General features: G+C 71.6%; 24 protein-coding genes. 15 read left to right on the top strand and 9 right to left on the bottom strand.

The features are described from left to right. The first annotated feature begins 302 nt into the window (after positions 1-302). The 5 genes from ACFW9D_RS00375 to ACFW9D_RS00355 all read left to right on the top strand — a co-directional run bounded on the left by ACFW9D_RS00375 (position 303) and on the right by ACFW9D_RS00355 (position 5,646). Entirely contained in the window at positions 303-1,418 is a 1,116-nt protein-coding gene (locus ACFW9D_RS00375) for a bifunctional DNA primase/polymerase (RefSeq protein WP_188341857.1), read from the top strand. Continuing rightward, entirely contained in the window at positions 1,415-2,935 is a 1,521-nt protein-coding gene (locus ACFW9D_RS00370) for a phage/plasmid primase, P4 family (protein ID WP_188341858.1), read from the top strand. Before ACFW9D_RS00375 ends, ACFW9D_RS00370 begins: the two co-directional genes overlap by 4 nt. Continuing rightward, positions 2,932-3,333, top strand: coding sequence for a DUF6009 family protein (locus tag ACFW9D_RS00365; protein ID WP_188341859.1), 402 nt, complete (start codon positions 2,932-2,934; stop codon positions 3,331-3,333). The genes ACFW9D_RS00370 and ACFW9D_RS00365 overlap by 4 nt, the downstream gene beginning before the upstream one ends. Positions 3,334-3,814: 481 nt before the next feature. Continuing rightward, positions 3,815-5,233, top strand: a complete 1,419-nt coding sequence (locus ACFW9D_RS00360; protein WP_384616400.1) for a phage/plasmid primase, P4 family — start codon at positions 3,815-3,817, stop codon at positions 5,231-5,233. After that, a complete protein-coding gene (locus ACFW9D_RS00355; protein ID WP_384616398.1) occupies positions 5,230-5,646 on the top strand; it encodes a DUF6009 family protein in 417 nt (138 codons plus the stop codon). Before ACFW9D_RS00360 ends, ACFW9D_RS00355 begins: the two co-directional genes overlap by 4 nt. On the opposite strand, the gene ACFW9D_RS00350 is transcribed toward ACFW9D_RS00355, so the two are convergent. From ACFW9D_RS00350 to ACFW9D_RS00330, 5 genes are all read right to left on the bottom strand, one after another. After that, on the bottom strand, positions 5,615-5,827 hold the full coding sequence (locus ACFW9D_RS00350) for a hypothetical protein (protein ID WP_384616397.1): 213 nt from the start codon (positions 5,825-5,827) through the stop codon (positions 5,615-5,617). The genes ACFW9D_RS00355 and ACFW9D_RS00350 overlap by 32 nt on opposite strands. Before the next feature lie 332 nt (positions 5,828-6,159). Then, the gene (locus ACFW9D_RS00345; RefSeq protein ID WP_384616396.1) at positions 6,160-7,158 is read right to left on the bottom strand and encodes an NAD-dependent epimerase/dehydratase family protein; all 999 of its coding nucleotides are present in this window, start codon (positions 7,156-7,158) and stop codon (positions 6,160-6,162) included. 137 nt (positions 7,159-7,295) lie between these two features. Continuing rightward, positions 7,296-8,060 carry an SDR family oxidoreductase gene (locus tag ACFW9D_RS00340; protein WP_384616395.1) on the bottom strand — a complete coding sequence of 255 codons (765 nt, stop codon included), beginning with the start codon at positions 8,058-8,060 and terminating at the stop codon, positions 7,296-7,298. Positions 8,061-8,115: 55 nt separating this feature from the next. After that, positions 8,116-8,790 (bottom strand): ScbR family autoregulator-binding transcription factor, encoded by a 675-nt coding sequence (locus ACFW9D_RS00335; protein ID WP_384616394.1) that lies wholly within the window; start codon positions 8,788-8,790, stop codon positions 8,116-8,118. 213 nt (positions 8,791-9,003) lie between these two features. After that, a complete protein-coding gene (locus ACFW9D_RS00330) occupies positions 9,004-11,004 on the bottom strand; it encodes a ScbA/BarX family gamma-butyrolactone biosynthesis protein (protein WP_384616392.1) in 2,001 nt (666 codons plus the stop codon). A 299-nt stretch (positions 11,005-11,303) separates the two neighbouring features. On the opposite strand from ACFW9D_RS00330, the gene ACFW9D_RS00325 reads away from it, so the two are divergent. The 4 genes from ACFW9D_RS00325 (at position 11,304) to ACFW9D_RS00310 (ending at position 15,527) form a co-directional block, all read left to right on the top strand. Further along, positions 11,304-11,492, top strand: a complete 189-nt coding sequence (locus tag ACFW9D_RS00325; RefSeq protein WP_384616390.1) for an acyl-CoA carboxylase subunit epsilon — start codon at positions 11,304-11,306, stop codon at positions 11,490-11,492. 122 nt (positions 11,493-11,614) lie between these two features. Next, positions 11,615-13,201 carry an acyl-CoA carboxylase subunit beta gene (locus ACFW9D_RS00320; RefSeq protein WP_384616388.1) on the top strand — a complete coding sequence of 529 codons (1,587 nt, stop codon included), beginning with the start codon at positions 11,615-11,617 and terminating at the stop codon, positions 13,199-13,201. A gap of 12 nt (positions 13,202-13,213) precedes the next feature. Further along, a complete protein-coding gene (locus tag ACFW9D_RS00315) occupies positions 13,214-13,876 on the top strand; it encodes a ScbR family autoregulator-binding transcription factor (protein WP_384616386.1) in 663 nt (220 codons plus the stop codon). A 103-nt stretch (positions 13,877-13,979) separates the two neighbouring features. Next, complete coding sequence (locus ACFW9D_RS00310; protein ID WP_384616384.1) at positions 13,980-15,527, top strand: MFS transporter; 1,548 nt, start codon at positions 13,980-13,982, stop codon at positions 15,525-15,527. A gap of 146 nt (positions 15,528-15,673) precedes the next feature. Here ACFW9D_RS00310 and ACFW9D_RS00305 read toward each other — a convergent pair whose 3' ends face one another. The 3 genes from ACFW9D_RS00305 to ACFW9D_RS00295 are packed head-to-tail and all read right to left on the bottom strand — an operon-like array spanning position 15,674 to position 18,830. Further along, positions 15,674-15,859: a 4-oxalocrotonate tautomerase family protein gene (locus ACFW9D_RS00305; RefSeq protein ID WP_188341867.1), complete on the bottom strand. Its 186-nt coding sequence runs from the start codon at positions 15,857-15,859 to the stop codon at positions 15,674-15,676. A 47-nt stretch (positions 15,860-15,906) separates the two neighbouring features. Next, positions 15,907-17,181, bottom strand: coding sequence for a DegT/DnrJ/EryC1/StrS aminotransferase family protein (locus ACFW9D_RS00300; RefSeq protein ID WP_223206485.1), 1,275 nt, complete (start codon positions 17,179-17,181; stop codon positions 15,907-15,909). After that, positions 17,178-18,830 (bottom strand): (2,3-dihydroxybenzoyl)adenylate synthase, encoded by a 1,653-nt coding sequence (locus tag ACFW9D_RS00295; protein WP_384616382.1) that lies wholly within the window; start codon positions 18,828-18,830, stop codon positions 17,178-17,180. The genes ACFW9D_RS00300 and ACFW9D_RS00295 overlap by 4 nt, the downstream gene beginning before the upstream one ends. Before the next feature lie 158 nt (positions 18,831-18,988). On the opposite strand from ACFW9D_RS00295, the gene ACFW9D_RS00290 reads away from it, so the two are divergent. From ACFW9D_RS00290 to pabB, 3 genes are read left to right on the top strand one after another with little or no spacing between them, the layout of a single operon-like run. After that, entirely contained in the window at positions 18,989-20,080 is a 1,092-nt protein-coding gene (locus ACFW9D_RS00290) for an ornithine cyclodeaminase family protein (RefSeq protein ID WP_384616380.1), read from the top strand. Between the two features lie 41 nt (positions 20,081-20,121). After that, positions 20,122-21,333, top strand: a complete 1,212-nt coding sequence (locus ACFW9D_RS00285; RefSeq protein WP_384616379.1) for a cytochrome P450 — start codon at positions 20,122-20,124, stop codon at positions 21,331-21,333. 16 nt (positions 21,334-21,349) lie between these two features. Next, complete coding sequence (gene pabB / locus ACFW9D_RS00280) at positions 21,350-23,494, top strand: aminodeoxychorismate synthase component I (protein WP_384616377.1); 2,145 nt, start codon at positions 21,350-21,352, stop codon at positions 23,492-23,494. 35 nt (positions 23,495-23,529) lie between these two features. Here pabB and ACFW9D_RS00275 read toward each other — a convergent pair whose 3' ends face one another. Then, the gene (locus ACFW9D_RS00275) at positions 23,530-24,396 is read right to left on the bottom strand and encodes a prephenate dehydrogenase/arogenate dehydrogenase family protein (RefSeq protein WP_384616375.1); all 867 of its coding nucleotides are present in this window, start codon (positions 24,394-24,396) and stop codon (positions 23,530-23,532) included. Between the two features lie 78 nt (positions 24,397-24,474). Here ACFW9D_RS00275 and ACFW9D_RS00270 point away from each other — a divergent pair, with 78 nt between their 5' ends. The 3 genes from ACFW9D_RS00270 (at position 24,475) to ACFW9D_RS00260 (ending at position 26,735) form a co-directional block, all read left to right on the top strand. Then, positions 24,475-24,837 (top strand): chorismate mutase family protein, encoded by a 363-nt coding sequence (locus tag ACFW9D_RS00270; protein WP_384616374.1) that lies wholly within the window; start codon positions 24,475-24,477, stop codon positions 24,835-24,837. Then, positions 24,834-25,733 (top strand): N5-glutamine methyltransferase family protein, encoded by a 900-nt coding sequence (locus ACFW9D_RS00265; RefSeq protein ID WP_384616372.1) that lies wholly within the window; start codon positions 24,834-24,836, stop codon positions 25,731-25,733. The genes ACFW9D_RS00270 and ACFW9D_RS00265 overlap by 4 nt, the downstream gene beginning before the upstream one ends. A gap of 177 nt (positions 25,734-25,910) precedes the next feature. Beyond that, the gene (locus tag ACFW9D_RS00260; protein ID WP_188341874.1) at positions 25,911-26,735 is read left to right on the top strand and encodes an AfsR/SARP family transcriptional regulator; all 825 of its coding nucleotides are present in this window, start codon (positions 25,911-25,913) and stop codon (positions 26,733-26,735) included. Positions 26,736-26,864 lie beyond the last annotated feature (129 nt).

Genomic DNA, 26,864 nt, shown 5'->3' with positions numbered 1-26,864 from the left:
TTCTCTCTCTCTCGCGTGCGCGCGCGCTCTAAACCAACCAGCCTCGCGCACACCCCCCCCCCCAGTTTTTGGGTTTTTCCAGGGCTGTGACCTGCGGTTTTTCGGAGCGACTGAAACAGCGACCGAAGAGCTTCAGTCGCTGCGCGTGTTTCTTCAGTCGCTGACGGTGCGGAGACGGGGCGGAAACGGGCCCACCGACACGGCCGAGGACGGCTCTTTGCCTGTGCTCCACGGCCTGACCGGCCACGTTCGCTAGTCTGTGTCCGTCGTTGAGTCGCTTCGGTCGCTGATAGGGGATGTGGATGCCTTCTGAGCTGCGTTCTCCTCGCAGCGACTCACGCCGGTTCGTCTCTGATCCCTCAGTTTCCGAGCTGCCGTGGGCCACTGCCCGCTGGTGCGCCCGCCGGGGCTGGCCGGTCCATCCGCTGGCCCCCGGACGCAAGACCCCCGCGGGCAACTGCGAGAACTGCCGGAACTCCGCCCACGCGCCCGCGGACTGCGCTTGCCTGCCGCTGGGTCGCTGGTGCCACGGGTTCCACGCCGCCACGCTCGATCAGCGCCGCATCCAGCAGTGGTGGACGCAGCATCCTGACTTCGGGGTCGGCGTCGCCTGCGGTCCGGCCGGCCTGGTCGTGATCGACATCGACGCCCATCCGGCGCCCGCCCCGAGCCGGGACCGGGTCCTGCCGGGCATCCCGATCGCCGACCACGTGGACCTGACCGGCCTGGCGACCGGTTTCCACTCGCTGGGCGTGCTCGCCGCTCTGCGGGGCCACCAGAGCCCGGCCGAGGACACCGGCACCCTGCGCGTGCGCACGCCCTCCGGCGGCCTGCACGTCTGGTACCGGGCCGAGGACAACCGGCGCTGGCAGTGCTCCACCGGCTCCAGCACCGGGCGCGCGCTCGCCTGGCAGGTCGACGTCCGTGCCCACGGGGGCTACATCATCGCTCCGGGCACCACCACGCACGCGGGCACGTACACCGCGGTCGGGGAGACCAGGGAGCCCGCGGCGCTGCCGCTGTGGCTCGCCCAGGAGCTCGAGCGCACCGGCCACCTGCCCGCTGCCAACATCCCCGCACCCCGGCCCGTACCGCCGCGGGCGCAGCAGGCCGTGCTCGCCGCCGGGGGAGGGCGCGCCCGCACGGGCAACACGCTCACCTCGGTGCTGGCCCCGGTCGCCGCCTGCGGCCAGGTCTCCGAGGGCGCCGGCTTCTCCGACGTCCTCAACCGCGCCGCCTTCACCCTGGGCGGTCTCGTCGCGGCCGGACGGCTGTCCCGCGAGGAAGCCGAACGGGCCCTGCGGGAAACGGCCTCAGCGGCCCGTCCAGGGCAGGACAGGCGCTCCGAGCAGATCATTGCCAGCGGCCTCGCCGCAGGCCTCCTGAAGCCCCTCTACGCCGCTGGAGGACGCCCGTGACGTCTCCCGGCAACGAGACCCTCTTCGACTTCGACCCCGCAGCCGTGGCCGCCCAGATCCGCAACCAGGGAGGCGTGCCCCTGCCCGCCCAGGCCGATGGTTCCCCCACCGCGAGCACCGAGGCGACCGCCGCGGGGCTGCTGCCCGACACCCTCACCGACCGCGGCAACGCCAAGCTGTTCGTCAAGCTCTACGCCAACGACTACCGGCACGTCCCGGGCATCGGCTGGTACCGCTGGGACACGACCCGCTGGCAGATCGACGAGGACGACACCGTCCTGTGGGCCGCCGGCGACCTGGCGGAGAACATCGCCACGCACGACGCCCGCGGCGTGTTCACGACCAGCGCGCTGCAGCAGCACCGCCGCCGCGCCCTGTCCACGACCGGCATCAACGCGATGCTCACCCAGGCCAAGTCGGCGCCCGGCATCGTGCTCAACGCCGCCCGCCTCGACGCCGACCCGTATGCCCTGTGCACCCCGGACGGCATCGTCGACCTGCGCACCGGGCTGATCAAGACGCCCGACCCGGACAAGGACTTCCACTCCCGCTCCACGAGCGTCGGCCCGCACCACGGCAACCCTCCGCGCTGGAACCGGTTCCTCAGCGACACCTTCGGCGACGACGCCGAGGGCCGCGAGATGATCGACTTTCTCCAGCTGATGCTGGGCTACTCCGTCACCGGTGACGTCGGCGGCCAGGTGCTCCCGTTCCTGTTCGGCGCGGGCAAGAACGGCAAGTCCGTCCTCCTCGACGTCCTCATGAAGCTGCTCGGCGACTACGCGGACGCCGCCCCGCCCGGCTTCCTCATGTCCCGCCCCTACGAGGGCCACCCCACCGACCTCGCCGAGCTGCACGGACGCCGCGTCATCGTGTGCAGCGAGGTCAAGCACGGCGACAAGTTCGACGAGGCCCGCGTCAAGCTCCTCACCGGCGGTGACCGGATCAAGGCGCGGCGGATGCGGCAGGACTTCTTCAGCTTCCAGCCCACCCACAAGCTCTGGCTGCTCGGCAACCACCGCCCCGAGGTCGGCACCGGCGGCTTCGCGTTCTGGCGCCGCATGCGGCTCATCCCGTTCGAACGCGTCGTCTCCGACGAGCGGAAGATCGACAACCTCGCGGACATCCTCGTCACCGAGGAAGGGCCGGGAATTCTCGGCTGGTTGATCGACGGGGCGCGCCGCTACCTGGGCGGGGAGAAGGACCTCACCGGGCCCGAACGCGTCCGGATCGCGACGACCGCGTACGCCGAGACCGAGGACCACACCGGACGCTTCTTCGAGGAGTGCTGCAGCCTGGCTCCCGAACTCCGCGCCGAGCAGGCGGGACTCTACGCCGCGTACAAGACGTGGTGCCACAATGAGGGTGCGCCCGCCATGTCCTCTCGCGCGTTCGCGGCGCGCGCCCGCGAACTGGCCGGACTCGCCTCGCCCAAGGAGATGATCCTGTCCAACCAGCGCAAGTACTACCCGGGCATCGGACTGCTCACTGACGAGGAGAGGGAAGCCACCGCATGAGCTCCCTGATCACCGAGGACGAGATCAGCCACGAGCAGGAGCTGGTCTGGCTCGAGGACGTCAGCTCCCTCGACTACGTACGTCAGAGCCTGGACCGGCTCTCCAGCCGGCGAGGCAAGCCCGCCTACCACCGCGACGGACGCATGGTCGGCTACGCCGTCCTCGGCCCCAAGGCCAAGGCCTCCCGTTCCTCGGGCACCTTCCGCCGCCGCGTCTTCTGGCTGCTCCCGCACGACCGCGACACCGACCCCGAGGGCCTCTACGCCACCGGCGCGCCCGCAGAAGCCGTCGATCCCGGGACCATCGCGCCCCGCGTCAAGGGGTACAAGACCGAGCGTTCGGAGGGCGGACCGCCGTCGGCCGCCATGCGCGAGATCGGGACGCAGCTGCCGCTCTGAGCAGGCGTGCGCGGATCGCGCGTACGCCGTGGCTACAACCTCGGTACAGAGTCGCTTGAGTCGCTGCATATGCCGGTGGTTGTGGTCTTGCGCGGATGAAAGCGCAGGTCAGAGGCCATTTCGGGGATCATGGGCCGACAGCGACCGAAGGTGTGACCGGGGGCGTGACCGGTACTCCCAGGTGTGAGCGTGCGCGGTACATCTATACGGTCTGAGTCGCTTCGGTCGCTGAGAGCGGGTGTCTTCACACCGCTGACCTGCACCTTTGTGGGGGAGCGGGGCGGCGGGAAGCCACCTGCCCGACGGCCGGCGCGCGTGCGGCAGCGACTGTCGCGATGTCGCCCACCGCATCGTCAAGCTTTCCCCATCGGACACCTGCGTTTCTTCTGCTTCGCTAATGTGTCCGAGCCGTTGGGTATTTGATCGTTGCACGGGGGGTGCACATGGCGTCTGATCACGCTGTTACTGCCGCGGGTCAGGTATGAGCAACGGGCACCACGCACTGATCGACGTGGCCGAACGCGACGCGAGGCTCCCCGAGACGCTGACCGACCGCGGCAGCGCGAAACTGTTCGTGAGGACCCATGCGCGCGAGTTCCGGTACGTGCCGGAACTCGGCTGGTACCGCTGGAACGGCGGCCGCTGGCACGCGGATCAGGACGACACGGTGTTATGGGCGGCGGGAGATCTCGCGGAGGCATTAGCCGACCATGATCCGCGCGGTCGGTTCACCGCGCAGGAACTGCACGAGCACCGGCGCCGGGCCCTGAGCACCATCGGCATGAACGCCATGCTCGCCCAGGCCAGGACCGCACCCGGCATGGTGCTCAACGCCGCCCAGCTGGACGGTGATCCGTACGCCCTGTGCACGCCCGGCGGCATCGTCGACCTGCGCACCGGCGTGGTCCGTACGCCCGACCCGGACCACGACTTCCACTCCCGCTCGACGCAGGTGGCCCCGGCATCCGTGCCGACGCCGCTGTGGGACCGCTTCCTCGGCGACACCTTCGGCGACGACGCCGAGGGCCGCGAGATGATCGACTTCCTCCAGCTGATGCTGGGCTACTCCGTCACCGGTGACGTCGGCGGCCAGGTGCTCCCGTTCCTGTTCGGTGCCGGCAAGAACGGCAAGTCCGTGCTCCTCGACGTGGTGATGAAGCTGATGGGGGACTACGCGGACGCGGCGCCGCCCGGCTTCCTCATGTCCCGCCCCTATGACGGTCACCCCACGGATCTGGCCGAGCTCCACGGCCGCAGGATTGTCGTCTGTCATGAAATCAAACCGGGCGACCGGTTCGATGAGGCACGGGTGAAGCTGCTGACAGGAGGGGACCGGATCAAGGCGCGGCGGATGCGGCAGGACTTCTTCAGCTTCCAGCCCACCCACAAGCTCTGGCTGGTGGGCAACCACCGCCCCGAGGTGGGGACGGGCGGGTTCGCGTTCTGGCGCCGTATGCGGCTCATCCCGTTCGAGCGGGTCGTCTCCGACGAGCGGAGGATCGACAATCTTGCGGACATCCTCGTCACCGAGGAAGGGCCGGGGATCCTGGGCTGGTTGATCGACGGGGCGCGCCGCTACTTGGGCGGGGAGAAGGACCTCACCGGGCCAGAACGCGTCCGCATCGCCACCACCGCGTACGCGGACACCGAGGACCACACCGGACGCTTCCTGAGCGAGTCCTGCGCCCTGGACCCCGCGTCGAGGGCGGAACAGGCAGGCCTCTACGTCGCCTACCGGCAGTGGTGCGGGCACGAGGGCGTGCTGCCCGTCTCCTCCCGCGCCTTCGCCACCAGGGCTCGTGAGGTGATCGGGCTGACGTCGTCCCGCGCGATGATCCGCTCCAACCAGCGCAAGTACTACCCGGGTCTGGCCCTCACGGTCTGTGAGGACCGCGCATGAGCTCTCTGATCACCGAGGACGAGATCAGCCACGAGCAGGAGCTGGTCTGGCTCGAGGACGTCAGCTCCCTCGACTACGTACGCCAGAGCCTGGACCGGGTCCCCAGCCGGCGCGGCAAGCCCGCCTACCACCGTGACGGACGCATGGTCGGCTACGCCGTCCTCGGCCCCGCGACCAGGTCCTCCCGTTCCTCGGGCACGTTCCGGCGCCGCGTCTTCTGGCTCTTGCCCCACGACCGGGACGCCGACCCCGACGGCCTGTACGCGACGGGCGCGCCCGCCGAGGCCGTCGACCCGCGCACGCTCGCGCCCAGCGCGAAGGGCTGCAAGACCGAGCGCTCCGAGGGCGGTCCGCCGTCCTCAGCGATGCGCGCACTCGGCATCACTCTCCCGATCCCGGGACCGGGACAGTGAGCACGGTCATCGACCAGTGCTCGCGCGGGCGGTGCGGGAAGGCGCCGCGGTAGGTGGCCGGGGTCGTGCCGCTGTGGCGGCTCAGATGCCGGCGGAGCGACTCGCCGGAGCCGAGCCGCTGCGGCCGGCCACCTGAGCCGACGGTGAGATCGGTGGTCGCCAGCAGTTCGCGGGCCCGCAACAGCCGCTGCTGGAGCAGCCGTTGGAAGGGGGCATGCCGGTCTCGGCAGTGAAGCGGCGTGTCAGGTCCGCGCGCTGACCTGGCCTGGCCGGCCAGGCCAGGTCGTGCAGGGAAATCGGCGCGCTGTAGTTCCTCGGCCAGGGCCCGCTGGGCGCTGGCGACATCACCAAAGGCGGGCCGGCCAGTACCTGGGCAGGGGTGCGGTCTCGGCGGTCAGCGGCGACGAGCGGGCCTGGCTCGCTCCGGTCATCACTGCGATCCTGCGCCGGGCCGCGACCGACCTCGCCGAACTGCCCGCGGCCGGGCCGGTCCAGGGCCGCCATGGTGCCGCATCATGCGCTCGTGCACTGCAACTGCCGTGCGTACCAGGCGGAGCAGGCGGCGAAGCGTTCCCCGAAGCCGGGGCCCGCGGGTAGTCCTGTGCTGCGCCAGATCCGGTCGGTGTCGTACCAGTGGTCCTCGGTGAGCAGCGCGTACTGGTGGTCGGACAGGGCCGGCAGGAGATTCCGTACCAGTGAGCGGTGCTCGGTCAGGGGGATCGGTGGCGTCTGCGGAAGGCGCAGCAGGGTGCGCAGCCGGGCCAGCAGGTCGCCCCAGGGCAGAGGCCGGGGATCGGCCACGTGGTACGACCCGTCGGCTGTCCGGGGCTGGTGGACCAGGGCGGCCGTGATCCGGGCGAGGTCGTCGACGGCTATGACGGACGTGCGGGCGCAGGGGCCGTCGGGCCAGGACGGGACCCGGCGCAGCAGCTGGGCGAGGGCGGGGACGAACCAGCGGTCTCCGACGCCGTAGACGAGCGGGGGGCGCAGGACCGTGCCGCCCGCTGCTCGGACGTCCTCCTCGGCGAGCAGGCGCGAGGCGCTGGCAGCGGAGGTGGGCGACGGGTCGAGCTGCCCTTCGCGGACGCCGCGGTGGGGACCGGAGCCGTAGACGGACGCGGTGCTGACGTAGAGGAAGCGCCGGACCCCTTGTCGGCGGGCCTCGTCGAGCAGGGCCCGGGTCCCTGTGTGGTTGACCGTCCGGCACTGCCGGGGGTCGCGGCCGACGTAACTCGCGGCGTGGACCACCGTCGTGACGCCCGAGCAGATCCCTCGCAAACTGGCGGGGTCGGTGAGGTCGCCCGGTATGTACCGCACACCCGAAACCCCGCCCGCCTGTGGGGGTCTGCGGCACAAGGCCCGTAGGCCGGGCGCGCCGTCGCGGGGGGCGGGGTGGCGAGCGAGTGCTCCGAGGACGGCACTGCCGATGAATCCTGTGCCGCCCACCACGAGGACGACGTCCGGGGTGTCCTTCGAGGCCGGGGGCTTGGTGGGGTGCGCAGTCGCGTTCATCCTGGGCCCTCCTGGCCGCGGCTGTCCGGGCAGGGACTCGGCACGGCGCCGAGTGCATACCTGTCGTCCGGTTTGTTATGGGATCCGTGCGGGACACGGTGGATCGGTGGGGCGCGGGCTGCCGGACGGGGAGGCCGTCAGAGCCGGGAGCCCCCGCTCGCGTCCAGAATCTGGCCGGTGACCCAGCGGGACGCGTCGGACGCCAGGAACGTCACGATGTCGGCGATGTCGGCAGGCCGGCCGATCCGGTTGAAGACCGACGAGGCGGCGAGGTGCGCCGCGGCCTCGGGAGTGGCCCGCTTCGCGGCGTTCATGTCGGTCTCCACGAAGCCCGGGGCGACCGCGTTCACCGTGATGCCGCGCGGGGCGAGCTCCTTGGCCAGCGCCAGGGTGAAGGTGTTCAGCGCCCCCTTCGTCATCGAGTACACGACAGACTCGGGATAGGCGATCCGGGCGGCGGCCGAGGAGATGTTGATGATGCGGCCCCCGTCGCGAAGGTTCTTCAGACCTCGCTGGACGAGGAAGAGCAGCGACCTGGTGTTCACGGCGAAGAGCCGGTCGTACAGTTCGGGCGTCACCTCGTGGATGCGCGCCGAGCCGCTGATCCCCGCGTTGTTGACGAGGATGTCCAACTCGCACCCGGCGTCCTGGCGCACCAGACCGTCCTCCAGCTGCGCGTACAACTCCTCGACGTCCCCTGGCACGCCCAGCTCGGCCCGGACGGGGAACGCCCGACCGCCCTCCTGGGCGATCAGCCCGAGCGTCTCGTGTGCCGCGTCCTCGTTGCGCCCGTAGTGGACCGCGACCAGAGCGCCTTCCCGCGCCAGCTCACGGGCGATCCCCCTGCCGATGCCCCGGCCGGCGCCGGTGACGAGCGCCGTCTTCCCGGACAGTGCCCCCATGCCCCATCCCCCCTATTTGTGATGTGCCCGGGTCCCGGAGGTCTCCGGGACCGCCTCAGTCGGCTGCCGTCGCCAGCATGTCGGGTTCCTCTGCCAGTGCTTCGGCCTCCTTGTAGACCGCCTCTCCCCGGGAGGCGGACATGTGCAGGGCGGCCACCACCGAGGGCTGTGCCACGCTGGGCAGCAGGTGTCGCAGCAGGTTGCTGACTCGGATCAGCAGATCGTTGTAGTCGTTGAGGGCGTGCGACATGGCCTGGACGCCGGCGAAGGCCCCCACGAACACGTCCGCCGTGTCGGCGGGGACCACCTGCGGCAGCAGCTCCCCCTGAGCCTGGGCCTTCTCCAGCAGGTCCAGGGCCGTCCCGCTCCACGCCAGGAAGGGGCCGCTGCGGTCGAGGCTGGCCTGCCTCTGGTCCATGGCGAGCCGGACGCTGGCGCGCACCATGGGATCGGTCTGCAACCGGTAGGCGTGCAGCATCGTGGCGTCCACGAGTTCCTGCATCTTGCTGGCCCGCTCGGGGACTTCGAACGCGTACTTCTGTTCGGTAAGTACGCCCTGGGCGAGATGCTCCTTGGACTGGAAATGGAAGTACAGCGCACCCTTGGTCACGCCCGCCTCGGAGAGGATCTCGCTGATGGTCGCGGCTTGATAGCCGTGTTCCTCGAAGACCTTCGCGGCTGCCTGAAGGATGGTCCGCCGGGTGCGGATGGCCCGGTCCTGTTTCGACACTTCGGCCTCCACCGTCATGCAAGTCGACGAGCCCGAAGGGCTCAGTAAAAAACCGTCCAGTTTGTATCTTACAGGCTTCGCGTACCCCTGGGTCCATACAGCGGACGGCCGATCGCATCCGAGGTTTCCGGGAACGACGGGACAGGGCTGCGAAGGGGGCGGACCGGCGGCCGTGTCCGGCCGCCGCCGGATCCGCCAGACGCTTTCGGACGGTCAGAGCGCTGAGGTGTCGAGGGTCACTGTGCAGCGGAAGCCGACTTCCCCCGCCTGGCGGGCTGTCACCACGACGGTCTCCTCGCCGGCCGGGCCGACGCCGCGCGGCCGGCTGGTCTCGATCAGACACGGCGCGTCGAGTTCGACGTAGCGTTCGAACTCGCTCTCGACACGTAGGGGCAGCGAGGCGTGTCCGAGGGTGGCCGATGCGCTCTGGCGGGCCGCTTCGAGCAGCAGCATGCCGGGCACGTGGTCGAGGGGGTGGTCGAAGAGGATGGGGTGCGACCGGTCGGCCCGCAGGCGCCACTGGTCCGGCTGCTCCGCGGGGGAGAGCACCACGTCCTTGGGAGAGGAACGCCCGACGAGCTGGGGTGCCACCGGGGCGGTCAGTGCGAGCGGCGGCCGTCCCTCCTCGGGGCCGTGCAGCGAGCGCACCCGCTTGTAGGTGGTGGGAGCCATGCAGCTGACAGTGCCGTACGCGGTTCCCACGAAGTCGCCGTCGCGGCGGATCACGGCGTCGTACCGGCACTCGGCCAGGACTCGGCCGCGCTGCTTGACGTTCGAGCAGGTCATCTCGAGCTCCACGGATGCGGGCACGTCGCCGATGCCCAGATGCTCCGGCTGTACGTGCACGCCGAGGTCCCGGACGAGGAGCTGATGTCCAAGGGGCACACCGAGCTCGGTGTGGGCAAGGAGCACGCCTGCCTGGCGAAACGTCTCTGCGACCATGAGCGGGTCGTGGCAGTTCTGCACGCTGGTGAAGAAGCTGTGCGTGCGCGGCCACTGGGCTGCCACCGTGAAGCGGCGGTCGTCGCGGCGTTCCCAGTTCGTCAGCAGCACCTCGGCGATGCTGGCGCGGTGGACGAACTCCTTGGGGACGGTCGTCGTCAGTGACGGGTACTGGAAACTGCCCGTCGCCGCGCGGCCGGCCGGTTGGGCTGCGGCGAACTGCGCGCTCGGTATCGGGCTGATCGGGCGTTCTGCGTGGAACGTGCTCGCGGACACATCTCTCCCCCTCAGCCGCACCGCGGCCACCGAGGCCGAGAACACGACGTCCTCGCCCTGGCGTCCGGTGACCCGGACCGCTTCCTGGCCGTCGGCCGCCGGAACGCGGACGACCTCCAGGAGACAGGGCGCGTCCATTTCGACGTAGCGCTTGAACTCGCTGTTCATCGCCTTCAGGAAGACGTCGTGTCCGAGGGTCGCGACCATGCACTGGCGGGCGGCCTCGAGCAGCACCATGCCGGGCACGTGGTCCACCTCGTGGTCGAAGAGCACCGGGTGGCGGGTGTCGGCGCGCAGCAGCCACTGGTGCGGCTCGCCGGTGGGGGAGAGGACGACATCCATGGGGGAGGTCCGTCCCACGTGCTGAGGCGCCGTCGGAGCGACCAGCGGCAGCGGCCCGCACGGAGCGCTGACCCGCTCCCCGCGCAGCCGGCGGTAGACCGCGGGCGCGGCGCAGGTGCAGGTGCCGCCCGCGGTCGCAACCGTCTGCCCGTCGCGCCGGAACACGGCGGTGTACCGGATCGAGGAGGCCGAACCGCGCCGCCATGTGACGTCGTGACAGGTCATCTCGATCTCCACGGCGGCGGTGCCGTCGCCGGTGTACAGGTGCTCGGGCCGGACATCGACGGAGAGGTCCCACATCAGGAAGTGATGGTCGAGCGGGACGTTGAACTCGGCGTGGGCGAGCAGGATCGCGGCCTGACGGAAGGTTTCGGCAGCGATCAGAGGGTCGTGCCGGCCCTGGATGCTCGTGAACATGCGGTGGTCGAGCATCCAGCGGCCCGTCACCGTGAAGCGGCTGTCGTCCAGCCGGCTCCAGTCGGTGAGCAGTACCTCGCAGACCTGGGCCCGGTGGACGAGTTCCTTGGGCACGGGGGTCGGCGTCGGGGCCGATGCCGTGCGGGAAGGAGCCGCACCCGGGCTGTTCGCCGCGTCTTGGGCAGGGGTGAGGGTGTCGATCGTGGATTTGTCGGCGCGGAACGTGGTGACAGACATGTTTCCCCCTGTGCGCTTGGGCCAGATGTTGGTGTCTCGCCGAGCCAGGAAGATACAGACCAGCCGGTTTCATTTCTAGGTTTCTCGGCGACCTCGGGTGTGCGAGATCTGGAAGATCGGGGTCCGTTTACTCGGTCGAGATGTTCGGTGTTCTCCCTTTTCTGGCTCTGACCTGCGGCTTTTTGTCGGGAACGTCGGTTGGGGCGGGGGTGTGGCGGTCCTCGAGCGAAGCCAAAGCCACCTTCAAGTGCTCCGGCCGACCGTGGGCTGACGGTCCGGAAACGAGGAGGCGTTGGTTCATGACGGATGGAGAAACCTTGCTCCGCATCGAGCGCGGACGGGCGAACGAGGACGAACTCGCCGCGCTGACTGCGGTGTTGCTGTCCTTCGGTCGGGTTCACCGGCCGGCGGAAACCCACGCTGTTCGCGCCGGTTCCCGCTGGTGGCGGCAGCCCGCGGGCTATTTCGCGCCCGGCAGCTGGCGCTGAATCCTCGCGTCTCGAGCGGCTCTCGAGCACAGATCTCCAAACCGCCTGAGCGGTTTGTTAATGTCAAATACGCAGACCCGAGGCGGGGACCTCCTCGGCCTTGTCCCAGGGAGGGACCTCACATGACGACTGCCCTCGAGCGGCTTGCCGACGAGCCCGCCGACGCGCGTGGGCGTGTGGCGGAGCTGCACGCGATCCGTGAGCAGGCTCTGGCCGGCCCGAGCGAGAAGGCGACCGAGGCGCAGCACGCCAAGGGGAAGCTGACGGCGCGGGAGCGGATCGCGCTGCTGCTGGACGAGGGTTCGTTCAACGAGGTCGAGCAGTTGCGCCGGCACCGCGCGGTCGGGTTCGGCCTTGAGGCGAAGAAGCCGTTCACGGACGGTGTGATCACCGGCTGGGGCACGGTCGAGGGCCGTACGGTGTTCGTGTACGCGCACGACTTCCGGATCTTCGGCGGTGCGCTGGGCGAGGCCCACGCGACGAAGATCCACAAGATCATGGACATGGCCATCGCGGCCGGTGCCCCGCTGGTCTCCCTGAACGACGGCGCGGGCGCCCGTATCCAGGAGGGCGTGAGCGCGCTCGCCGGCTACGGCGGCATCTTCCAGCGCAACACGAAGGCTTCGGGTGTCATCCCGCAGATCAGCGTGATGCTCGGCCCGTGCGCGGGTGGCGCGGCCTACAGCCCGGCGCTGACGGACTTCGTGTTCATGGTCCGTGAGACCTCGCAGATGTTCATCACCGGCCCGGACGTGGTCAAGGCGGTCACCGGCGAGGAGATCACCCAGAACGGGCTCGGCGGCGCGGACGTGCACGCCGAGACCTCCGGCGTCTCCCACTTCGCCTACGACGACGAGGAGACCTGCATCGCCGAGGTGCGCTACCTCCTGTCGATGCTCCCGCAGAACAACCGCGAGAACCCCCCGACGGTCGCCTCCGACGACCCCGCCGACCGCCGCTCCGAGGTCCTCCTCGACCTCGTCCCGGCCGACGGCAACCGCCCCTACGACATGACCAAGGTCATCGAGGAACTCGTCGACGACGGCGACTACCTCGAGATCCACGAGCGCTGGGCCCGCAACATCATCTGCGCCCTGGCCCGCCTCGACGGCCAGGTCGTCGGCATCGTCGCCAACCAGCCCCAGACCATCGCGGGCGTGCTCGACATCCAGGCCAGCGAGAAGGCGGCCCGGTTCGTCCAGATGTGCGATGCCTTCAACATTCCCCTGGTGACCCTGCTCGACGTCCCGGGCTTCCTGCCCGGTGTCGACCAGGAGCACGGCGGAATCATCCGGCACGGAGCCAAACTCCTCTTCGCCTACTGCAACGCGACCGTGCCGAGGGTCTCCCTCATCCTCAGGAAGGCGTACGGCGGCGCGTACATCGTCATGGAGTCGCAGTCGATCGGCGCCGATCTCACGTATGCCTGGCCGACGAACGAGATCGCGGTGATGGGCGCGGAGGGCGCGGCCAACGTGATCTTCCGCCGGCAGATCGCGGACGCCGAGGACCCCGAGGCCATGCGGGCCCGCATGGTCAAGGAGTACAAGTCCGAGCTCATGCACCCCTACTACGCGGCCGAACGCGGACTGGTCGACGACGTCATCGACCCCGCCGAGACCCGCGAGGTCCTCATCAAGTCCCTGGCGATGCTCCGCACCAAGCACGCCGACCTGCCGTCCCGCAAGCACGGCAACCCGCCGCAGTAACGGAGCACCGTCATGGCAAAACAAGAACGTGCCCTGCGCACACGCGAGGCACTGGTCAACTCCGCCGCCGAGGTCTTCGATTGCGAAGGCTTCAGCGTCGCCTCCCTCACCACCATCAGCAGCAGGGCCGGGGTGAGCAACGGAGCGCTGCACTTCCACTTCGCCAGCAAGGCCGCACTCGCCGACGCCGTCGAAGAGGCGGCCGAGCGGCGCCTCGACCAGGTCACGCAGCGCGGCACGGAGGACCCCAACGCCCTGCAGTGCCTCGTGGACGCCACCCACGACCTGGCCCGCGGGCTGCGCGAGGACGTCGTCCTGCGGGCCGGTTTCTGCCTGAGCAGCGACCAGTCCTACGCCGGCGAGCGCGACCTGCGGGTCGAATGGCGCCGCTGGGTCGAGGGCGTTCTCAAGCGCGCCGACGGCGACGGCACGCTCACCGAGAGCGTGCCCGCGCAGGACGTGATGCTCGCCGTCGTCGCCGCGACTGTGGGCTTCGAGGTGCTCGGAGCGCGGGACGCCACCTGGCTCTCGTACCGCACCCTCACCCGCTTCTGGCAGTTGCTGCTGCCCAGACTCGCCGCGCCGGCCACGCTCGACACCCTCAGAGCGGAGGGCGTGCACGGCCCACGCGCCGGGAACGCCACCCGGATCGGGCACCAGGGCAGGGAGCCCTGACGCCCGGCCGGCCCAGGACACCGGGCCCCCGCGCCCGGTCGCAACCGAACACTCCGGGCCCGTGAGACGACCTGTGGGCCCCCACCCCCCAGGAGGAACTTCCTTGCACAGCACCCAGCCGGAGACAACGGCACAACGCGATCCGCGGCGCTGGGTCATCCTGGGGGTGATCTGCCTGGCCCAACTCGTCGTCCTGCTCGACAACACCGTCCTCAACGTCGCCATCCCGGTGCTCACCGAGGACCTGGGCGCGACCACCGCCGACGTCCAGTGGATGGTCAACGCCTACGCGCTCGTGCAGTCCGGACTCCTGCTCACCGCGGGCAGCTTCGCCGACCGCTACGGCCGCAAGCTGATGCTCATGACCGGACTCGTCCTGTTCGGCCTCGGATCCGGCGCCGCCGCCCTGGCCCAGTCCTCCGGGCAGCTCATCGCCGCCCGCGCCGGCATGGGCATCGGCGGCGCCCTGCTCGCCACCACCACCCTCGCCGTGATCATGCAGGTCTTCGAGGACGACGAGCGGCCCAAGGCCATCGGCCTGTGGGGCGCCGTCAGTTCGCTCGGCTTCGCCGCGGGACCGCTGCTCGGCGGCGTCCTGCTCGACCACTTCTGGTGGGGATCCATCTTCCTCATCAACATCCCCGTCGCCCTGTTCGGCCTGGTGGCCGTCGCCCGTCTCGTGCCCGAGACCAAGAACCCGCAGGGCGACCGGCCCGACCTCGTCGGCGCGGTGCTGTCCACGCTCGGCATGGTGGGCGTCGTCTACGCGATCATCTCCGGGCCCGAGCACGGCTGGGGCTCCGCCCGCGTCCTGGTGCCGGCCGGCATCGGCGTGATCGCCCTGTTCGTCTTCGTGCGCTGGGAACTGCGGGTGCCGCACCCGATGCTGGACATGAGCTTCTTCCGCAGCCGCCGCTTCAACGGGGCGATCGCGGGCGGCCTGCTCGTGGCCCTCGGCATGGCCGGCTCGCTGTTCCTGCTGACCCAGCACCTCCAGCTCGTCCTCGGCTACGACGCCCTGCAGGCCGGGCTGCGCACCGCGCCGCTCGCCCTGACCATCGTCTGCCTCAACCTCGCGGGCATCGGAGCCAAGCTCCTCGCCAAGCTCGGCGCGGCACGCTCCATCGCGCTCGGGATGACGCTCCTCGCGGCCGGTCTCGCGGCGGTCGCCGTGCTCGGCTCGGGCTCCGACGCGAACTACAGCGGCATGCTCGTCGGCCTCGTCCTGATGGGCTGCGGCATCGCGCTCGCCATGCCCGCCATGGCCGTCTCGATCATGTCGTCGATCCCGCCGGCCAAGGCCGGTGTCGGCGCGGGCGTCCAGGGCACGCTGACCGAGTTCGGCGGCGGGCTCGGCGTCGCCGTGCTCGGTGCCGTGCTCGGCTCCCGGTTCGCGGCGCTGCTCCCGGCCGGGATCGGCGCCTCCGGGTCGCTGGCCGTGGCCCTCGCGGACGCCGGTGACGACCCGGGCCTCGTCCGGCAGGTCCACGACGCGTTCGGGGACGCGGTGAGCACCAGTCAGCTCATCGGCGCCGCCGCCGTGTTCGCGGGCGGCCTCCTCGCCGGCACTCTGCTGCACCTCGCCGACCGGGCCGCCGCCACGCAGGAGCAGGCGCCCGCAGCGGCGGAGGCTCCGGCGGCCGCCGGATAGCCGCACCGCACACAGGACCGGGGCCGCGGGCTGTAGGACCAGCTGGCCGGGAGGGGGAGGGGTGGTGTGTGTGGGGGGGGGCAGAGGGGCCCGGGCATCGCGCCCCGGGCCCGGTCTCGTGTCCTGCCGTGTGCGGGCGAGCGCCGTCAGGCGCCCGGCTTCCCCGCGATGCCCCAGCGCTGCGGCGGGACACCCGTCAGCGCGATCCAGGTCTGCTCGCGCACGTCCTCGCCGAAGACGTCCACCGTCGCCTGGGTCAGCCGCTCGATCAGGGCCCGTTCCGTCTCCGGGGTCAGCCGGCGGTCGTAGATCTTGACGTCGATGAAGGGCATGTACGGGCCTTTCGCTTGTCCGGTCTCTCGTCAGGTGGGGAGTGCGGTCACGCCGTGCGGGCCAGATGCGCCTTCGCGCCCGCCTTCTCGTAGGCCTCGCGCATCGCCCGGGTCACCGCCGTCACCAGGTGGTCGACCTGGTCGTCCGTGAGCCCCGGGTGGCACGGCAGGTTCATGTGCTCCTCGAACCAGACCCGTTCGGCCTGCGGACACTCGCCCGCGCCGTGACCGCGCAGCCGCCACTCCGGCGACAGATGGAGCGGGAAGTAGCGCAGCTGGATCTCCACGCCGAGCAGGTCGACGGCCCGTACGAAGTGTTCGCGCACCTCGCGGCCGGCCGTCAGGAAGAACGTGTACAGGTGATACGAGTGCCGGCTGTCCGGGGCGGCCCGGTGCAGCCGCACCCCGGGGAACGCGGAGAGCGCCTCGTCGAGGCGGCCCGCGATCCAGCGGCGCCGGTCCACGAAACGGTCCAGCGAGTCCAGTTGCACCATGCCGACCGCGGCCGCCGCCTCCGACATCGTGGCGTTGGTGCCCGCTCCGCGGATGCCGACCGCCGTGTGCCGGTACACCGAGTCGGCGAACTTCATCCACGGCAGCAGCGCGGGACGCTCCTCGCCCGCGTCCGTGCGCGGGGTGAACACGCCGTCCACCTCGTTGTCGCGGATGCGCAGCACCCGCTCCGCCCACTCGTCACGGGCCAGGGTGATCATGCCGCCCTCGCCGAGCGTGGTGATGTTCTTCGTCGAGTGGAAGCTGAAGCAGCCGATGTCGGCGAGCGCGCCAGGATGGCGGCCCTTGTACAGGGTGCCGATGCCGTGCGCGCTGTCCTCCACGACGATCGCCCCGTGCCGCCGGGCGATCGCCATGATCCGGTCCATGTCGGCCGGGTTGCCGCCGTAGTGGACCAGGAAGATCGCCCGGGTGCGGTCCGTGACCAGCGTCTCCAGGACGTCCGGGTCCATGTTCAGGGTGTCGGGGTCCACATCGCAGAACCGCACGCGCACGTCGTGGTCGAGCAGCGGCTGGATCGTGGCCTGGAAGGTCTGCGGGGTCGCGATCACCTCGTCGCCCGGGGCGAGGTCGAGCAGCCGGGTGGCCAGCTCCAGGGCCACCGTCCCGCTGGTCACGGTCAGGGCGTGCCGGGCGCCGATCCGCTCGCGGAAGCGCTCCTCGAAGCGGTCGCGCCACACCCCGGACGTCAGCGTCCCCTCGGCCCGCACCAGTTCGGCCAGGGCCGCGAGATCGGCCTCGCCGAGGACGCTGCCGCGGCGGGCGAACGGCACCCGGTGGGTGCCGCCCGCCAGCGCCACGGCGCTCACGCCGCCGCCTTCGCGAGCCGCTCCAGCTTGTCGGCGATCCGCGCCCGCAGCACCTTCTTGTCGACCTTGTTCAGGCCGGTCAGCGGGAAGGAGTCGACGATCTCGACGCGGTCGGGCAGCTTGTACGCCGCCAGGCCGCGCGAGCGCAGCAGTTCGCGCAGCACCGGCAGCCGCGGGGCCGGCCGGCCCGGCGCCGCGATCACGTACGCGCACACCTTCTCGCCCAGCACCGGATCGGGCATCGCCACGACCGCCGCCTGCTGCACGTCAGGGTGGGCCGCGAGGTGGCCCTCGACCTCGGTGGCCGAGACCTTGTCGCCGCCGCGGATCACGACGTCCTTGACCCGGCCCTCGATCACGATCTCGCCGCCGGGCGTGCGCCGCACCAGATCACCGCTGCGGTAGAAGCCGTCCTCGGTGAACGCGGTGGCGTTGTGCTCCGGTGCCCGGTAGTAGCCGCGCAGCGTGTACGGGCCGCGGGTGAGCAGTTCGCCGATCGCGCCGTCCGGGACGTCCGCGCCGTCCGCGTCGACGACGCGGATCTCGTCGGCGGGGGAGACGGGGCGGCCCTGCGTCGTCAGAATCGTCTCGCGCGGGTCGTCGTACCGGGTGAACGTCAGCAGGCCCTCGGCCATGCCGAACACCTGCTGGAGCCGCACCCCGAGGAGCGGCTCGATCCGCTCCGCCAGCTCGTCGTGCAGCTTGGCGCTGCCCACCTGGAGGACCTCCAGACTGGACAGGTCGTGCCCGTGGCCCTCCTCGACGGCGTCCAGCCACAGATGGACGATGGTCGGGATCACCGACGTCAGGGTGACGCGCTCCCGCTCGATCAGCGGGAAGCAGGCCAGCGGCTGCGGCGTCTCGGCGAACACGACGCGCCCGCCGGCCCGCAGCGTGCCGATGATGCCGGGGCAGCCCCACGGGAAGTTGAACTCGACGGGCAGCACCGCGAGATAGACCGTGCCGGCGTCGAGGCCGCAGATCTCCCCGGTGATCCGCGTCTGGTACGCGTAGTCGTCGTGGGTGCGCGGGATCAGCTTCGGCAGCGCCGTCGTGCCGCCCGACAGCAGGAAGAACGCGACGTCCGAGGCGTCCGGTTCGGGCAGCTCCACCGGGTCGGCGTCCACGTCTGCCAGTGCGACGCAGCCCGCGTCCGGGTCGCCCGGATCGCCCGCCACGAACACCTGCGTGATCGCGGGGAGCGCGTCGCGGACCGAGACGGCCAGCGCGCGGTGGTCGAAGCCGTTGAAGCTGTCCGGTACGACGTAGGCGCTCGCCCCGGACAGCTCGGCCAGGTGCCGGATCTCGTTGTCGCGGTAGGCGGGCAGCGCGAACACCGGGAGGGCGCCCAGGCGGAACAGCGCGAAACATACCGCCACGAAGTCGGGGGTGTTCGGCAGCTGCACCAGGACCCGGTCACCGGGCGCCACCCCGCGCGCCGCGAAGCCCGCGGCGAGCCGGTCGCACCACGCGTCCAGGGCCCGGTAGGTGAGGCGCCGCCGTCCGTCCGCGCCGACCAGGGCCTCCCGGTCGCCGTACTCGCCGGCCCACCGCCGCAGCAGCGCACCGAGCGTCTCGCCCCGCCAGTAACCGGCCTCGCGATAGCGCGCGGCCAGGTCCTCGGGCCAGGGAACGCATCCGTCCAGCATCGTCCGTCCTTCCGCCGTTCGGGTTCGGCCCAGTCTCGGCAGGGGCGTTGACACGGCGCTGATGCGCGCGTGCCGCGGCGGCCCGGCGCGTCAGGCGGCGATCAGGGCGACGTCAGCCCGTCCGGCCACGATGCGGACGTACGGGCTGAGGGAAAGCCATGCCGAGCGCGGCCGAGAAATGGGAGAACCCGATGGAGACCTGGGTCCTGAGCAGGGACGACATCGCGGACGTCGTGACCGCGGTCGGACGCGACGCCCTCATGCGCCGGGTCGTCGACCGGCTCGCCGAAGGCTTCGCCGACGTCGGACGCGGCGCCCGTGAACTGTCCCCGCTGCGCGACGGGTTCGAGCGCGCGGAGCCGGTGCAGGGCATCTTCGAATGGATGCCGCACCGCGACCCGGGCGACAGCATCACCCTCAAGACCGTCGGCTACAGCCCGGCCAACCCCCACCACTTCGGACTGCCCACCATCATCGGCACCGTCGCCCGCTACGACGACAGCACCGGCGCGCTGACCGCCCTCATGGACGGCGTGCTCCTCACCGCGATCCGCACCGGCGCCGCCGCGGCCGTCGCCAGCCGGCTCCTTGCCGCGCCCGACAGCCGGGTGCTCGGCCTCGTCGGCGCGGGCGCCCAGGCCGTGACCCAGCTCCACGCCCTGTCCCTGGAGTTCCCGCTGGAGCGGGTCCTCGTGTGGGACACCGACCGCGCCCACCGCGAGAGCTTCGCGCGCCGCGCGGCCTTCACCGGCCTCGACGTGGAGATCGCCGACCCCGCGCGGATCGTCGCCGAGGCGGACATCGTCTCCACGGCCACCTCGGTGGCCGTCGGCGCGGGTCCCGTACTGCCCGACGGGCCGCACCGCGAGCACCTGCACATCAACGCGATCGGCGCCGACCTCGTCGGCAAGACCGAACTGCCCCTGTCGCTGCTGCGCAGGGCGTTCGTCACCGCCGACCACCCCGAGCAGGCCCACCGCGAGGGGGAGTGCCAGCGGCTCGCGCCGCACCAGACCGGACCGGGGCTGACCCTGCTGGCGGCCGAACCGGGTCCGGCCCGCGAGCAGCGCGGCGCGCTGACCGTGTTCGACTCCACCGGTTTCGCCCTCGAGGACGCGCTGGCCATGGAGGTGTTCCTCCAGGTGGCCGCCGAGCACGGACTCGGCAGCCGGATCCAGATCGAGCACCACCCCGCCGACGCCCTCGACCCGTATGCGCTCCAGCCGGCCCCCACCCCGGCCGGCCGCTGAACCGGCCCCGGACCGCCACCCCCACGAAGGAGACCCCCTCGATGGCACAGAAGACCCTGCCCGCCCCCCGGCCGACCGTCGAGGACGGCGGACACCGACTCTTCGGCTGGCTGCGGCAGATGCGGGACGAACACCCCGTCCACGAGGACGAGTACGGCGTCTTCCACGTCCACCGGTACGCCGACGTGGTCGCCGTCTCCTCGGACCCGGCGGTCTTCTCCTCCGAACTGCACCGGCTGCGCCCCGACTCGGAGGCGCTCACCGAGGAGATCCTCTCGGTGATCGACCCGCCGCTGCACCGCACCCTGCGCCGGCTCGTCAGCACGGCGTTCACGCCGCGCACCATCGCGGCGCTCGAGCCGCGCATCGTGGAGCTCGCCGGGCAGCTCCTCGACGGGATCGAGGGGGACTCCTTCGACCTGATCGGGGACTTCGCCTACCCGCTGCCGGTCATCGTGATCGCCGAACTGCTTGGCGTCCCGGCCGAGGACCGCACCCTGTTCCGGTCCTGGTCCGAGCGGATGCTGTCGATGCAGGTCGACGACCCGGCGGACATGCAGTTCGGGGACGACGCGGGCGAGGACTACGAGAAGCTCGTCAAGGAACCGATGAAGGCGATGCACGCCTACCTTCTCGGCCACGTCGAGGACCGCAGGAAGAACCCGGGCGACGACCTGATCTCCCGGCTGGTCGCCGCCGAGGTCGACGGCGAGCGGCTGACCGACCGCCAGATCGTCGAGTTCGGCGGCCTGCTGCTGATGGCCGGACACGTCTCCACGTCCATGATGCTCGGCAACACGGTGCTGTGCCTGGAGGAGAACCCCGACGTCGCGGCCGCCGTCCGGGCCGACCGCACGCTGATCCCCGCCGTCGTCGAGGAGGTCATGCGGCTGCGCCCGCCGATCACCGTCATGGCGCGGGTCACCACCCAGGACACCGAGATCGCCGGGGTCCGCATCCCGGCCGGGCGGATGGTCGTCCCCTCGCTCCTGTCCGCCAACCACGACGAGCGGTTCTTCCCCGACCCCGAGCGCTTCGACCCCGCACGGGACAACCGGCAGCAGATCGCGTTCGGCCACGGCATCCATTACTGCCTCGGCGCCCCGCTCGCCCGCATGGAGGGCCGCATCGCGCTGGAGGCGCTGCTCGACCGCTACGCCGACGTGCGCGTCACCGAGGGCGCACCTCTGCGCTACCACCGCGACGGACTGTTCGGTGTGCGGAACCTCCCGCTGACCGTACGGCGAGCCTGAGACCGAGGGGGCAGTCGTGCGCACCGTACGAACCCTGCTGATCGACAACTACGACTCGTTCACCTACAACCTCTTCCAGATGCTGGCCGAGGTGAACGCCCGCCCGCCCGTCGTCGTCAAGAACGACGACCACGCGGCCTTCGCGGCGCTCGACCCGCGCGACTTCGACAACGTCGTCGTCTCCCCGGGCCCCGGCCGCCCCGGCACCGACACCGACCTGGGCCTGAGCCGGCGCGTCATCGAGGACTGGGACCTGCCGCTGCTCGGGGTGTGCCTCGGGCACCAGGCGCTGTGCCTGCTCGGCGGCGGCGAGGTCGGCCACGCCCCCGAACCGGTCCACGGCCGGACCAGCCTGATCGAGCACGACGGCACCGGCCTGTTCGAGGGCGTGCCCTCGCCGCTGCGCGTGGTGCGCTACCACTCGCTCACCGTGCACCGGCCGCCCGCCGACCTGGTGACGACCGCCGCGACGCGCGACGGGCTGCTGATGGCCGTGCGGCACCGCGAGGCACCGCGCTGGGGCGTGCAGTTCCATCCGGAGTCCATCAGCAGCGAGCACGGTCACCGGCTGCTCGCCAACTTCCGCGACCTGAGCCTGCGGGCCCGGGGCCGCGCCCCGTTCGCCACCGAGGTGCCCGGAGTGCGCCCCGTCGTCGAGGCGCCGCTCGTCGCGGGGGAGGCGGGCGGACTGCGGCTGCACGTGCGGGAGCTGACCGAGGTCCCCGACGCCGACGCCGCGTTCGAGGCGCTCTTCGGCGACGCCCCGGCCCGCTTCTGGCTGGACAGCAGCCGCGTCGACCCGGGCCTGTCCCGCTTCACCTTCCTCGGCGCCCCCACGGGGCCCCTGGGCGAGACCCTCACGTACGACGTCGCCGAGCACCTCGTCCGCGTACGCGACCGCGCCGGGCAGGAGCGGCACAGCCCGGGCACGCTCTTCGAGCACCTGGAGCGCGAGCTGTCCGCGCGCCGCACCCCCGCCGCACCGGACCTGCCCTTCCAGTTCAACCTCGGATACGTCGGCTATCTCGGGTACGAGACCAAGGCCGACGCCGGCGGGGACCGCGCCCACGCGGCCGAACTGCCCGACGGGGCCTTCCTGTTCGCGGACCGCATGGTGGCCCTCGACCACGCCGACAACCGGGCCTGGCTGCTCGCGCTGAGCGACCCCCGGCGTCCCTCGAGCGCTCGCGCGGCACAGGGCTGGCTGGCCGAGTCCGCCGCGAGCCTGGCCGCCACCGTCCCCGGCCCGCCCGTCGTCCTGCTGCCCGAGGACGAACTGCTCCCGCTGGACGTCGAGTTCCGGCACGAGCCCGCCGCGTACCGGGAGCTCGTCGAGGAGTGCCGGCGCCTCATCCGCGACGGCGAGACCTACGAGGTCTGTCTGACGAACCTGCTGCGGGTGCCGGGCCGCGTCGACCCGCTCACCGCCTACCGGGCGCTGCGGGCCATCAGCCCGGCCCCCTACGCCGCCTACCTGCAGTTCCCGCAGGGCGCGGTCCTGTCCTCCTCGCCCGAGCGGTTCCTGCGCATCGACGCCGAGGGTGTCGCCGAGTCGAAGCCGATCAAGGGCACGCGGCCGCGCGGCGCCACCCCGGCCGAGGACGCCGCGATCTCCCGGGAACTGGCCGCGGCGGAGAAGGACCGCTCCGAGAACCTGATGATCGTGGACCTCGTCCGCAACGACCTCGGGCAGGTCTGCGAGATCGGCAGCGTCCACGTCCCCAAGCTGTTCGACGTGGAGTCCTACGCGACCGTGCACCAGCTGGTCAGCACCGTGCGCGGGCGGCTGGCCCCCGGCGTGTCACGGCCCGCCGCCGTACGGGCCGCGTTCCCCGGCGGGTCGATGACCGGGGCGCCGAAGGTGCGCACCATGCAGTTCATCGACCGGCTCGAGGGCGGGGCGCGCGGCGTCTACTCGGGGGCGCTCGGCTATTTCGCCCTGAGCGGCGCGGTCGACCTCAGCATCGTGATCCGGACGATCGTCGCCACCGAGGACGCCGCCACGATCGGGGTGGGCGGGGCGGTCATCGCCCTGTCCGACCCGGACGACGAGGTGCAGGAGATGCTCCTCAAGGCCCGCACCACGCTGCGCGCCCTGCGCCAGGCGCATGCCGCCGCCCCGGCCGGGGCCCGCGAGCTGCTGGCCGGCAGCGTGCGGTGACCGCACCGGGGAGGCGGCCGGGGCCGCCCCCGGCGTCAGCGCGGCCGGGCGAACGACTCGGCGCAGGCGTCGGCCAGTTCGGTCAGGTTCCGCTCGCCGAGGGTGGCCCGCAGCTCGTCGAAGAGGGCCTCGAAGGCCTCCGGGCGGTTCTCGGCCACGGCCCGGCCCAGCCGCTCGAGGCCGCGGCCCACGGCCTGCCGGGCGGCCTCGGCGTACGGGTTCGCGGCCTGGACGTCCCAGTACACCTCCGGGGTGCCCGACGCCACGCGGGCGAGGAGCTCCAGCAGCGTGCGGTGCGGGGGCGGCGCCGTGGCCCGCAGCGCGGCGACGTCCGCCCCCAGCTCACCGAGGGCGAGACCGAAGGCGAGGACGGCGGCGTGGGTCGCCGCCTGCTGCGCGGCGGTCTGCCGGTCGTGCTCGTCCGGCGTCGTCTCCACCACCCGGCCGCCCCAGTCCGCGATCAGCGCGAGCAGGTCCCGTACGGCCGGTCCGTCGGTGACGACGGCGGCCGCCACGGGGCGGCCCGGCAGGGGCAGCGACGGGGCGAACATCGGGTTGAGGCCCACCGCCTGGACACCGGGCGCCTCGGCGCGCAGCCGCCGTGCGACGCCCTCCTTCACGGAGAGGGTGTCCGCGAAGAGCGCTCCGGTCCGCATCAGCCGGGTCACCGGGCGCACCGCGTCCAGGGCGACCGCTTCCGGCACGGCCAGCAGCACCAGGTCGGCGCCGGCCAGGGCGCGGGCGGTGGCGGGGCCCGGTGCGCGGATGTCGTCGGCCACGGCGCCCGGGCCCGTGGCCGCGGGGTCGACGCACAGGACCTCGGCCCCCGACGCGGTCAGCCGGTCGGCGAACATCCGCCCCACCGCTCCCGTGCCGCCGGCCACCACACAGTGCTCGAACATCTTCGTCTCCCAGTCCTTGAGCGGTTGATCGCACGAGTGATCGCACGAGGAAAAACAAGCGGAACAAGAGGAGTTGCCATGTCCCTACGCATCGGGCCCGTGGACGGGGCCGAGGACCTCGAGTCGCTGCGCGCGCGTCTCGACGCGGTCGACGCGGATCTGCTCGACGCGGTGCGCGAGCGCCTGGAGATCTGCCTGCGCATCGGCGAGTACAAGCGGGTCAACGGCGTGGCGATGATGCAGCCGCACCGCATCGCCGCCGTGCAGGGCCGCGCGGCCCGGTACGCCGAGGAGCACGGCATCGAGCCGGCGTTCCTGCGCGGCCTGTACGACACGATCATCGCGGAGACCTGCCGCCTGGAGGACGAGTGGATCGCCTCCGGCGGCACGGGCACGGGCACCGGCACCGACGCCGGCGCGGGGCAGCGGAGGGCCTCGTGAGTGCCGAGGTCCGTACGGACGCCACCGCACCCGGCGTGCTGGCCGCGGCCCTGGACGAGGCCACCGCACGGATCGCCGCGGCCGGGGTCGACGAGGAGGCCGCCCGCACGGACGCCCGTCTGCTGGCGGCCCACGCGCTGCGGGTGGAGCCCTCCGGACTCGACGCGCTGAGCGCGGGGCCGGTCCCGGCGGAGTTCTGGGCGTACGTGGAGCGCCGCGTCGCGCGGGAGCCCGCCGAACGCATCATGGGGCACGCCTGGTTCATGGGGCAGCGCTTCGCCCTGGCCCCCGGGGTGTTCGTGCCCAAGCCGGAGACGGCCGAGATCGTTGAGGACGCAATAAACAGACTGCACGGTCTGATTCGGCGGGGAAATCCGTCTCCCGTGGTGGTCGACCTGTGTGCCGGGCCCGGCACCATGGCGGTGTCGATCGCCCGGCACGTCCCCGAGGCGAGGGTCTACGGCGTAGAACTCTCGGAGGCGGCGGCACGTGTTGCCGTTCGCAACGCGCGAGGAACCGGGGCGAGGATCGTCCAGGGCGACGCGCGCGACGCGTTCCCCGAGCTCGACGGCACCGTCGACCTTGTCGTCAGCAATCCGCCCTACATTCCCATCGGGCTGCGCACCAGTGCCCCCGAGGTGCTCAACTACGATCCACCGCTTGCTCTTTGGGCTGGTGAGGGCGGTCTCCAGATGATCCGTGCGATGGAGAAGGTGGCGGGCCGGCTGCTGCGGCGCGGGGGAGTCCTGCTGCTCGAACACGGCCGCTACCAGCTGGCGTCGGTGCCGCTGCTGTTCGCCGAAACGGGGCGCTGGAGGGACGCGGAATCCGTTTCCACCAGCAATGACGGATGCCTGACGGCGGTCCGCGGGGCGGCGCTCGGCGAGGCCGGCTGAGCGGCGTCTCTCCAGAAGGTGGGGGTGCATGGGGCAGAGATTACCCGCTCCAGATTGACAAACCGACCATGCTGTTTTTTTATTGCATGGGCCCCGATACCGCAGCATGCCCGCTCCGGAGTCGAGGTGGGTGGCCCTGCACGCGCTGACCTGCATGCACCGAACTGGGGAGAAAAGATGGACATCGAAGTACTGGGCCCGCTGTCGGTGCGGGAGCACGGCATCTCGATCGCGCCGACCGCCCCCAAGCCGCGTCAGGTCCTTGCGCTGCTCGCACTCAACGCCGACCACGTCGTCCCCGTGCCGACCCTGATCGAGGAGCTCTGGGACGAGCAGCCCCCGCGCAGCGCCCGCACCACCCTGCAGACCTACATACTGCAACTGCGGGAACTCATCGGTGAGGCACTGCTCCAGGGCGGCGACCACGCCACCAAGGCCAAGGACATCCTGGTCACCCTGCCCGGGGGATACCGCCTGGAGACCCGCGGCGGCACCCTCGACTTCCAGGAACTGGAGCGGCGCGCGGGCGCCGGGTACCGGGCCATGGACGCCGAGGACTACGCGGGAGCCGCCCGCCGGCTGCGCGACGCCCTGTCGCTGTGGACCGGGGCCGCGCTCGCCGACGTCCAGGCCGGCAGCCAGATCACCCTCGAGGTCAGGCGCCTGGAGGAGACCCGGCTGTGCGCCCTCGACCAGCGGATCGAGGCGGACCTGCGGCTCGGCCACCACCGCGAGCTGCTCTCCGAACTGACGGTGCTGGTCAACCGGTACCCGATGCACGAGAGCCTGCACGGCCAGTTCATGCTCGCCCTGCACCGCTCCGGCCGGCGCGGCGAGGCCCTCAATGTCTACCAGCGGCTGCGCACCACCCTCGTACGGGAGCTCGGCCTGGAGCCGTCGACCGCGCTCGGCCGCCTCCAGCGGTCCATCCTCATGGCCCACCCCGAGCCGGCCGCCGCACCGGTACCGGACTCCGTCGGCGCGCGGCTCGTCACCCGCTGAGACCACCCGCCCGAGCGGCCCCCCCCCCCCACCCCGGGGGGGGGGGGGGGGGGGGAACACTGACACGAACGCAACCAGCCCCCCCCAACCCGCCCCCCCGGGGGCCACAGAGTTTCAGTGAAAAAAAGG

Source organism: Streptomyces sp. NPDC059524 (genome assembly GCF_042749255.1).
Lineage (GTDB): Bacteria > Actinomycetota > Actinomycetes > Streptomycetales > Streptomycetaceae > Streptomyces > Streptomyces xanthii.
This window is presented reverse-complemented; position numbering and strand designations above follow the sequence as displayed.

What these genes read in the sequence shown, in the direction of transcription:
- ACFW9D_RS00375 (WP_188341857.1), top strand. Translation starts at nt 303, where the DNA reads ATGCCTTCTGAGCTGCGTTCTCCTCGCAGCGACTCACGCCGGTTCGTC.
- ACFW9D_RS00365 (WP_188341859.1), top strand. Translation starts at nt 2,932, where the DNA reads ATGAGCTCCCTGATCACCGAGGACGAGATCAGCCACGAGCAGGAGCTG.
- ACFW9D_RS00360 (WP_384616400.1), top strand. Translation starts at nt 3,815, where the DNA reads ATGAGCAACGGGCACCACGCACTGATCGACGTGGCCGAACGCGACGCG.
- ACFW9D_RS00355 (WP_384616398.1), top strand. Translation starts at nt 5,230, where the DNA reads ATGAGCTCTCTGATCACCGAGGACGAGATCAGCCACGAGCAGGAGCTG.
- ACFW9D_RS00345 (WP_384616396.1), bottom strand. Translation starts at nt 7,158, where the DNA reads ATGAACGCGACTGCGCACCCCACCAAGCCCCCGGCCTCGAAGGACACC.
- ACFW9D_RS00340 (WP_384616395.1), bottom strand. Translation starts at nt 8,060, where the DNA reads ATGGGGGCACTGTCCGGGAAGACGGCGCTCGTCACCGGCGCCGGCCGG.
- ACFW9D_RS00330 (WP_384616392.1), bottom strand. Translation starts at nt 11,004, where the DNA reads ATGTCTGTCACCACGTTCCGCGCCGACAAATCCACGATCGACACCCTC.
- ACFW9D_RS00325 (WP_384616390.1), top strand. Translation starts at nt 11,304, where the DNA reads ATGACGGATGGAGAAACCTTGCTCCGCATCGAGCGCGGACGGGCGAAC.
- ACFW9D_RS00320 (WP_384616388.1), top strand. Translation starts at nt 11,615, where the DNA reads ATGACGACTGCCCTCGAGCGGCTTGCCGACGAGCCCGCCGACGCGCGT.
- ACFW9D_RS00315 (WP_384616386.1), top strand. Translation starts at nt 13,214, where the DNA reads ATGGCAAAACAAGAACGTGCCCTGCGCACACGCGAGGCACTGGTCAAC.
- ACFW9D_RS00305 (WP_188341867.1), bottom strand. Translation starts at nt 15,859, where the DNA reads ATGCCCTTCATCGACGTCAAGATCTACGACCGCCGGCTGACCCCGGAG.
- ACFW9D_RS00295 (WP_384616382.1), bottom strand. Translation starts at nt 18,830, where the DNA reads ATGCTGGACGGATGCGTTCCCTGGCCCGAGGACCTGGCCGCGCGCTAT.
- ACFW9D_RS00290 (WP_384616380.1), top strand. Translation starts at nt 18,989, where the DNA reads ATGCCGAGCGCGGCCGAGAAATGGGAGAACCCGATGGAGACCTGGGTC.
- ACFW9D_RS00285 (WP_384616379.1), top strand. Translation starts at nt 20,122, where the DNA reads ATGGCACAGAAGACCCTGCCCGCCCCCCGGCCGACCGTCGAGGACGGC.
- ACFW9D_RS00275 (WP_384616375.1), bottom strand. Translation starts at nt 24,396, where the DNA reads ATGTTCGAGCACTGTGTGGTGGCCGGCGGCACGGGAGCGGTGGGGCGG.
- ACFW9D_RS00270 (WP_384616374.1), top strand. Translation starts at nt 24,475, where the DNA reads ATGTCCCTACGCATCGGGCCCGTGGACGGGGCCGAGGACCTCGAGTCG.
- ACFW9D_RS00260 (WP_188341874.1), top strand. Translation starts at nt 25,911, where the DNA reads ATGGACATCGAAGTACTGGGCCCGCTGTCGGTGCGGGAGCACGGCATC.